Below are 8,600 nucleotides of genomic sequence, written 5' to 3'. Positions count from 1 at the left end.
GCCGTACGCCGCCCCCGCCGCGATCCGGCGGGCCGTCCTTGCTCTGGACACCCTTCACGCCACCTCCGTCCTCGTCGACCTTCCTGCCCCGTACCGCCCGTCGGCCAATCCCTTTCCGCATACTCTGGCCATGTCTCCCGGAGAACCCGTGGAGTCCCATCCCTGGAGAACATGGTGCAATTCCACGACTCGATGATCAGCCTCGTCGGCAACACCCCGCTGGTGAAGCTCAACCGCGTGACCGAAGGCCTTCAGGCCACCGTCCTTGCCAAGGTCGAGTACTTCAACCCCGGCGGCTCCGTGAAGGACCGCATCGCCCTCCGGATGATCGAGGCCGCCGAGCAGAGCGGTGCTCTCAAGCCCGGTGGCACCATCGTGGAGCCGACCAGTGGCAACACCGGTGTAGGACTCGCCATCGTGGCCCAGCAGAAGGGCTACAAGTGCATCTTCGTCTGTCCTGACAAGGTGTCGATGGACAAGATCAACGTGCTGCGGGCGTACGGCGCCGAGGTCGTGGTCTGCCCGACCGCGGTCGACCCGGAGCACCCGGATTCCTACTACAACGTCTCCGACCGCCTCGTCCGCGAGACGCCCGGCGCCTGGAAGCCGGACCAGTACAGCAACCCGAACAACCCGCGCTCGCACTACGAGACCACCGGTCCCGAGCTGTGGGAGCAGACCGAGGGCAGGATCACGCACTTCGTGGCGGGCGTCGGCACGGGCGGCACGATCTCCGGCACCGGCAACTACCTGAAGGAGGCGTCCGGCGGCAAGGTCAAGGTCATCGGCGCCGACCCGGAGGGCTCCGTCTACTCCGGCGGCTCGGGCCGCCCGTACCTCGTCGAGGGCGTCGGCGAGGACTTCTGGCCGACCGCCTACGACCGGAACGTGGCCGACGAGATCATTGCGGTGTCCGACAAGGACTCCTTCCAGATGACCCGCCGCCTCGCCAAGGAGGAGGGCCTCCTCGTCGGCGGCTCCTGCGGCATGGCCGTCGTCGCCGCGCTGCGCGCCGCCGAGGGCCTCGGCCCGGACGACGTCGTCGTCGTGCTGCTCCCGGACAGCGGCCGCGGCTACATGAGCAAGATCTTCTCGGACGAGTGGATGGCCGGCCACGGCTTCCTGGAGGAGGCCGGCCCCGCCGCCCGCATCGGCGACGTCCTCGCCGACAAGGAGGGCGACATGCCCTCCCTGGTGCACATGCACCCGGAGGAGACCGTCGGCGAGGCCATCGAGGTGCTGCGCGAGTACGGCGTCTCCCAGATGCCGGTCGTCAAGCCCGGCGCCGGCCACCCGGACGTCATGGCCGCCGAGGTCATCGGCTCCGTCGTCGAGAAGGAGCTGCTCGCCGCGCTGTTCGCGCAGCGCGCCGCGCTGAGCGACCCGCTGGAGAAGCACATGAGCGCGCCGCTTCCGCAGGTCGGCTCCGGCGAGCCCGTCTCCGACCTGATGACCGCGCTGGGCAAGGCCGACGCGGCGATCGTGCTGGTCGAGGGCAAGCCGACCGGCGTCGTCAGCCGCCAGGACCTGCTCGCGTTCCTCGCGAAGAACGCGTGACAGCGGTGCCGCCGGCCGCGGGCCGGGGCTTCGTGCGATCGGCACGGGCCCGTCACGCGGCGGCAGCACCGGCTTAACACGCGCGGGGCACAGTGGTGGGTGTCGGCGGGGGCGAGGGCCCCGGCCGGCGCCACGGAACGGCGTCTGCACACCTCCGGAGCGGCTCCCGGAGCTGCGGCGCCACGGACGCGGACGGCCCTGACCCGGCCCGTGTCCCGCGCGGGGACCGCCGTCGTCCCGCCCCTCGCACACCCCGAGGGTGCGGCGGTCCCCGCGTCCTCCGGCCCCGGTTCTCCCCCTCCGCGCCCCGCCCGCGCGTCTCGCGGAGCGGCTGCGGGTTGCCCCGCCTGCATAGACGCATGCAGAGTGCTCCGTGACTGAATACTTACGGGGACGGAGGGTCGGGATGACGAGCGACAGCCCGGCGGCGCGCCTGCAGAGGCTGTTCGAGGGGCACCGGCTGACGCCCACCCAGCGGCGGATCGCGCACTGCATGGTCCGCGGCGCCACCGAGGTGCCGTTCCTGTCGAGCGTGGAGCTCGCCGAACTGGCCGGCGTCAGCCAGCCCTCGGTGACGCGGTTCGCGGTGGCCCTCGGCTTCGACGGCTACCCGGCCCTGCGCCGGCACCTGCGGGAGGTGGCCCCGCCCGCCGAGCGGGCGGAGGAGCAGCAGGAGGACGCCTACAACGAGTACCAGCAGGCCGTCCAGGGGGAGATCGAGAACCTGCGGAGGCTTTCGGCCATGCTCGCCGACCCCTCGCCGGTCCAGGAGGCGGGCCGGCTGCTCGCCGCGTCCGTTCCGCTGCCCGTGCTGGGGCTGCGGGCGGCGTCCTCGCAGGCGCGCGGGTTCGCGTACTTCGCCGCCAAGGTCCACCCGGACGTGCGGCTCCTCGACGAGGGCGGCTCCATGCTCGCCGACCGGATCGACGCGGCCGCCGGCGCCGGCGCCTCCGCGCTGCTGTGCTTCGCCCTGCCCCGCCACCCCCGCGAGGTGGCCGAGGCGCTGGAGCACTCCCGGCAGGCGGGGCTGACGGTGGTGACGGTCGCCGAGTCGCCGTTCGCCCCCGTCGCCCGCGTCTCCGACCTGCTGATCCCGGCGCCGGTCGGTACCGGGCTGGCCTTCGACACCGCCTGCGCGCCGATGCTGCTGGGGCGGGTGCTGCTGGAGGCGATGGCCGACGCCCTGCCCGACGCGCAGGCCCGGCTGGAGGCCTTCGACGCGCGGGCCGCGGCCCGGGGCCTGTTCGTCGAGTAGACCGGGGCGCGTCAGCCGAGGGGCTCCGCCAGGTCCGCGCCGGCCTCCGCCGCCAGGTCCTCCATGGTCTGCGCCCGGCGGGCCGTGCGGAAGGACACCCCGCCCGAGGCGTCCACGGTGAAGCCGTGGACGGCCGGCCGGGGCAGGCTGTTGTAGCCGTAGTGGGCCGTGAAGAAGTACGCGCCGGTGTCGGGGACGCCGATCAGGTCGCCGGGCGCCAGCTCGGGCAGCTCCCGGGCGGTCGCCAGCAGGTCGCCCGCGAAGCAGGCCGGGCCGGCCACGTCCTGGGCGACGGGCGGGCCCTGCTTCGGGGCGCCCTTGCCGTCGTAGGCGAGGATCCGCAGCGGCCACGCGGCGGGCGCGTAGACCGTGCGGGTGGCCAGCTGGACGCCCGCGTGGGTCAGGGCGATCGGCCGCCCGCCGGTGGTCTTCGTGTACTCGACGCGCGCCACGACCAGGCCGTGCTTGGCCAGCAGCGACCGCCCGAACTCGGTGACCAGCCCGTACGAGCCGTCGAACAGCGCCGGGACCGCCTCGCGCAGGGCGGCGACGTAGTCGGCGTACGAGGGGGTGTGCGCGTCCGAGGTGAAGTCGACGGGCAGGCCGCCGCCGATGTCGAGGGTGTCGACCTGGCGGCGCCCGGCCGCCGCGTTGATCTCCTCGGCGAGCGCGTGCAGCTCCCGTACGCCCTCGGCGATCAGCGGCAGCGGGACGCCCTGGGAGCCCGAGTGGGCGTGCAGCCGGGTCAGCCAGGGGCGGTCCAGGAAGGCGCGCACCAGCCAGGCGCGGGCGCCCTCGTCGCGCAGGGCGATGCCGAACTTCGAGGTGGCGGTGGCCGTGGAGAGGGCGTCGATGGCGCCGGCGCCCGTCTGGGGGTTGATCCGTACGCCGATCGGGGAGGCCGTCGGGTGCTGTGCCACCAGCGCGTCGAGGCGTTCCAGCTCCTGCCGGCTGTCGGCGTTGACGGCGATCCCGAGGGCGAGGGCCTCGCGCAGCTCGGCCGCCGTCTTGGCGGGGGAGTCCAGGACCGTCCGCTCCGGGCCCACCCCGGCGGCCCTGACCAGCGCCAGCTCGCCGGGGCTGGCGACCTCGCAGCCCAGACCGCAGCCGGCGAGCAGCCGCAGGACGGGGACGAGCGGCGCGGCCTTGACCGCGAAGGCGTGCAGGACGGGCGTCCCCGGCGCCACGGCCGCCGCGAAAGCGCCCGCCAGGGCCTCGGCGGAGGCGCGGATCCCGGCGGTGTCGAGCAGGCAGACCAGCGGCGGCGCGGAGTCCGCCCCGCCCACGAGGCCCTGCTCGACGGCGGCCCGGACGGCCAGGTCCCGGCGCTCGGCGGCGCCCTGCGCGTGCGTGTCGGCAGCCATGTCCGCCATCCCACCACCCGGCGCGCCCGCCCGCAGCTGTTGACTGGAAGTATTCAGCCGGAGAGGATGTGAATGGAATTACCCAAAGCGTCTGGAGGCATCGCCATGTCAGGACCCCGCCCCGTACGGGCCGCGCGAGGCACCGAGCTCAGCACCCTGGGGTGGCAGCAGGAAGCCGCCCTCCGGATGCTGCAGAACAACCTCGACCCCGAGGTCGCGGAGCACCCCGACAAGCTCGTCGTCTACGGCGGCACCGGCAAGGCCGCCCGCGACTGGCGGTCCTTCGACGCCATGGTCCGCACCCTGCGCACCCTCAAGCAGGACGAGACGATGCTCGTCCAGTCCGGCCGCCCCGTCGGCGTCATGCAGACCCACGAGTGGGCGCCGCGCGTCCTCCTCGCCAACTCCAACCTCGTCGGCGACTGGGCCAACTGGGAGGAGTTCCGCCGCCTGGAGCACCTCGGCCTGACCATGTACGGCCAGATGACCGCCGGGTCCTGGATCTACATCGGCACCCAGGGCATCCTCCAGGGCACGTACGAGACCTTCGCGGCCGTCGCCGCGAAGAAGTTCGGCGGGACCCTCGCCGGCACCATCACCCTCACCGCCGGCCTCGGCGGCATGGGCGGCGCCCAGCCGCTCGCCGTCACCATGAACGACGGCGTCGCGATCTGCATCGACTGCGACCCCCGCGCCATCGAGCGCCGCATCGAGCACCGCTACCTGGACGTCAGGGCCGACTCCCTCGCCCACGCCCTCCAGCTCGCCACCGAGGCCCGCGACCAGCGCAAGCCGCTCTCCATCGGCCTCCTCGGCAACGCCGCCGAACTGCTCCCGCAGATGCTCGCCGAGGGCGCCCCCATCGACATCGTCACCGACCAGACCTCGGCGCACGACCCGCTCGCCTACCTGCCGGTCGGCGTCGACTTCGACGACATGGCCTCCTACGCGGCCAAGGACCCGGCCGGCTTCACCACCCGCTCCCGCGAGTCGATGGCCAAGCACGTCGAGGCCATGGTCGGCTTCATGGACGCCGGCGCCGAGGTCTTCGACTACGGCAACTCCATCCGCGGCGAGGCGCAGCTCGCCGGCTACGACCGGGCGTTCGCCTTCCCCGGCTTCGTCCCCGCCTACATCCGCCCGCTGTTCTGCGAGGGCAAGGGCCCCTTCCGCTGGGCCGCCCTCTCCGGCGACGCCGCGGACATCGCCAAGACCGACAAGGCGATCCTCGACCTGTTCCCGGAGAACGAGTCCCTCGCCCGCTGGATCAAGATGGCCGGCGAGCGCGTCCACTTCCAGGGCCTGCCCGCCCGCATCTGCTGGCTCGGCTACGGCGAGCGCGACAAGGCCGGCGAGCGCTTCAACGACATGGTCGCGAGCGGCGAACTGGCCGCCCCGCTGGCCATCGGCCGCGACCACCTCGACTGCGGCTCCGTCGCCTCCCCGTACCGCGAGACCGAGGCCATGCTCGACGGCTCCGACGCCATCGCCGACTGGCCCCTGCTCAACGCCATGGTCAACGTCGCGTCCGGCGCCTCCTGGGTCTCCATCCACCACGGCGGCGGCGTCGGCATGGGCCGCTCCATCCACGCCGGCCAGGTCACCGTCGCCGACGGCACCCCGCTGGCCGGCGAGAAGGTCCGCCGCGTCCTCACGAACGACCCCGGCATGGGCGTCATCCGGCACGTCGACGCCGGCTACGACATCGCCGAGTCCGTGGCCGACGCCAAGGGCGTGCGCGTCCCGATGCGCGAGGGCGACGCCGGAGCCTCCGCGTGAGCCAGAGCTTCCACGCCATGTGGGCGTCGCTGCGGCCCCTCGGCCGCAGCGACGCCTCCGGCGGCTACCGCCGCTACGCCTGGACCGGCGCCGACGCCGACTGCCGGCTCTGGTTCCGGATGCAGGCCGAGGCCCGCCGCCTCGACGTCGAGACCGACCGCAACGGCAACCAGTGGGCCTGGCTCGGCGACCCCGCCGCCGGAGACGCCGTCGTCACCGGCTCCCACCTCGACTCCGTCCCCGACGGCGGCGCCTTCGACGGCCCCCTCGGTGTCGTCTCCGCCTTCGCCGCGCTCGACGAGCTCCGCGCCCGCGGAGCCTCCTTCAAGCGGCCCCTGGCCATCGTCAACTTCGGCGACGAGGAAGGCGCCCGCTTCGGCCTCGCCTGCGTCGGCTCCCGCCTCGCCTCCGGGCAGCTGACCAAGGAGAAGGCGTACGAGCTGCGCGACGCCGACGGGATCAGCCTGCCCCAGGCCATGGAGGCCGCCGGATACGACCCCGACGCCATCGGACCCGACCCCGAACGGCTCGCCCGTATCGGCGCCTTCGTCGAACTCCACGTCGAACAGGGCCGCGCCCTCGACCTGTCCGGCGACTCCGTCGGCATCGCCTCCGCCATCTGGCCGCACGGCCGCTGGCGGTTCGACTTCCGCGGCGAGGCCAACCACGCCGGCACCACCCGCCTCGTCGACCGGCACGACCCGATGCTCACCTACGCGGAGACCGTCCTGGCCGCCCGTACGGAGGCCGCGCTCGCCGGAGCCGTCGCCACCTTCGGCAAGGTCTCCGTCGAGCCGAACGGCGTCAACGCCATCCCCTCCCTCGTACGGGGCTGGCTCGACTCCCGCGCCGCCGACCAGGCCACCCTCGACACCGTGGTCACCGCCATCGAGAAGGCCGCCCGCGAGCGCGCCGACAAGGACGGCGTCGACCTCGCCGTCGTCCGCGAGTCCTTCACCCCCGTCGTCGAGTTCGAGCACGCCCTGCGCGACGAGATCAACCGGATCCTGGGCGGCTCCGTGCCCGTCCTCGGCACCGGCGCCGGACACGACGCGGGAATCCTCTCCGCGTCCGTCCCCACCGCGATGCTGTTCGTACGCAACCCCACGGGCGTCTCCCACTCCCCGCTGGAGTCCGCCCCCGAGGACGACTGCGTCGCCGGCGTCCTCGCCCTCGCCGACGTACTGGAAGGCCTGGCGTGTCACTGACCCCGCGCACGGTGAAGACGTACTGGCTGGAGCACGCCTGGCTCGGCACCCATGTCGAGCCGGGCGTCGCCCTCGACGTGTCCGGCGACGGGCGGATCGCCGCCCTGCGGACCGGGGCCGCCGCCCCGCCCCCCGGCGCGGAGGTCCTGCGCGGCCTGACCCTCCCGGGCCTCGCCAACGCCCACTCCCACGCCTTCCACCGGGCCCTGCGCGGCACCGTACAGGTCGGCTCGGGCACCTTCTGGACCTGGCGCGACGTCATGTACAAGGTCGCCCACCGCCTCACCCCCGAGACGTACCACGACCTCGCCCGCGCCGTGTACGCCGAGATGGCGCTCGCCGGCATCACCAACGTCGGCGAGTTCCACTACCTCCACCACCAGGCGGACGGCACCCCGTACGCCGACCCCAACGCCATGGGCGAAGCCCTCATCGAAGCCGCCGCGGCCGCCGGCATCCGCATCACCCTCCTCGACACCGCCTACCTCTCCTCCGGCTTCGGCCAGGCCCCGACCGAGCACCAGCGCCGGTTCTCCGACGGCACCGCCGACGCCTGGGCCGAACGCGCCTCGGCCCTGAAGCCGCGCGGGCACGCCCTGATCGGCGCGGCCGTGCACTCGGTGCGCGCCGTACCCGCAGACCAGCTGGGCACGGTGGCCCGCTGGGCGGAGGACCGCCAGGCCCCGCTGCACGTCCACCTCTCCGAGCAGACCGCCGAGAACGACGCCTGCCGGGCCGCCCACGGCTGCACGCCCACCCGGCTGCTCGCCGACCACGGGGTGCTCGGGCCGCGCACGACCGGCGTCCACAACACACACCTCACCGACGAGGACATCGCGCTCCTCGGCGCCGCCGCGACGGGCACCTGCATGTGCCCCACCACCGAGCGGGACCTCGCCGACGGCATCGGGCCGGCGGTCCGCCTCCAGCAGGCGGGCAGCCCGCTGTCGCTGGGCAGCGACAGCCACGCCGTCATCGACCTGCTGGAGGAAGCGCGGGCCATGGAACTGGACGAGCGGCTCCGCAGCCGGACGCGAGGCCACTGGACCGCCAACGCGCTGCTCACCGCCGCCACCGCGGACGGCCACGCGGCGCTGGGCCTCCCGGACGCGGGCCGCCTCGAAACGGGCGCCCTGGCCGACTTCACCACCGTCGCCCTGGACAGCGTCCGCACGGCCGGGCCCCTGCCGAGGCTCGGAGCCGAGACCGCCGTGTTCGCGGCCTCGGCCGCGGACGTCCGCCACACGGTGGTCGGCGGCCGGCACATCGTCCGCGACGGCGCCCACACCCTGATCCCCGACGTCCCGTCGGTGCTTGGCCAGCAGCGACCGCCCGAACTCGGTGACCAGCCCGTACGAGCCGTCGAACAGCGCCGGGACCGCCTCGCGCAGGGCGGCGACGTAGTCGGCGTACGAGGGGGTGTGCGCGTCCGAGGTG

6 protein-coding genes are annotated in these 8,600 nt (G+C 73.9%); 5 read left to right on the top strand and 1 reads right to left on the bottom strand.

Translation table 11 applies throughout. The annotated features are described in order from the left end of the window. Positions 1–174 precede the first annotated feature (174 nt). Positions 175–1,557 carry a cystathionine beta-synthase gene (locus EF903_RS23565; RefSeq protein WP_125546290.1) on the top strand — a complete coding sequence of 461 codons (1,383 nt, stop codon included), beginning with the start codon at positions 175–177 and terminating at the stop codon, positions 1,555–1,557. A gap of 406 nt (positions 1,558–1,963) precedes the next feature. Further along, the gene (locus EF903_RS23560) at positions 1,964–2,812 is read left to right on the top strand and encodes a MurR/RpiR family transcriptional regulator (RefSeq protein WP_125546284.1); all 849 of its coding nucleotides are present in this window, start codon (positions 1,964–1,966) and stop codon (positions 2,810–2,812) included. Positions 2,813–2,823: 11 nt separating this feature from the next. On the opposite strand, the gene EF903_RS23555 is transcribed toward EF903_RS23560, so the two are convergent. Next, on the bottom strand, positions 2,824–4,176 hold the full coding sequence (locus EF903_RS23555) for a diaminopimelate decarboxylase (protein ID WP_125546282.1): 1,353 nt from the start codon (positions 4,174–4,176) through the stop codon (positions 2,824–2,826). A gap of 105 nt (positions 4,177–4,281) precedes the next feature. Between EF903_RS23555 and hutU the strand changes: the two genes are divergently transcribed. From hutU to EF903_RS23540, 3 genes are all read left to right on the top strand, one after another. After that, on the top strand, positions 4,282–5,955 hold the full coding sequence (gene hutU, locus EF903_RS23550; protein WP_125546281.1) for a urocanate hydratase: 1,674 nt from the start codon (positions 4,282–4,284) through the stop codon (positions 5,953–5,955). A 17-nt stretch (positions 5,956–5,972) separates the two neighbouring features. Continuing rightward, a complete protein-coding gene (locus EF903_RS23545) occupies positions 5,973–7,163 on the top strand; it encodes an allantoate amidohydrolase (protein WP_125546286.1) in 1,191 nt (396 codons plus the stop codon). Beyond that, the coding region (locus EF903_RS23540; RefSeq protein ID WP_185902785.1) for a formimidoylglutamate deiminase at positions 7,154–8,600 on the top strand (1,447 nt) is incomplete at its 3' end. The genes EF903_RS23545 and EF903_RS23540, both read left to right, overlap by 10 nt.

The sequence above is a fragment of the Streptomyces sp. WAC05292 genome (assembly GCF_003949955.1).
Classification (GTDB): domain Bacteria; phylum Actinomycetota; class Actinomycetes; order Streptomycetales; family Streptomycetaceae; genus Streptomyces; species Streptomyces globosus.
This window is presented reverse-complemented; position numbering and strand designations above follow the sequence as displayed.

What these genes read in the sequence shown, in the direction of transcription:
- EF903_RS23560 (WP_125546284.1), top strand. Translation starts at nt 1,964, where the DNA reads ATGACGAGCGACAGCCCGGCGGCGCGCCTGCAGAGGCTGTTCGAGGGG.
- EF903_RS23555 (WP_125546282.1), bottom strand. Translation starts at nt 4,176, where the DNA reads ATGGCTGCCGACACGCACGCGCAGGGCGCCGCCGAGCGCCGGGACCTG.
- hutU (WP_125546281.1), top strand. Translation starts at nt 4,282, where the DNA reads ATGTCAGGACCCCGCCCCGTACGGGCCGCGCGAGGCACCGAGCTCAGC.
- EF903_RS23545 (WP_125546286.1), top strand. Translation starts at nt 5,973, where the DNA reads ATGTGGGCGTCGCTGCGGCCCCTCGGCCGCAGCGACGCCTCCGGCGGC.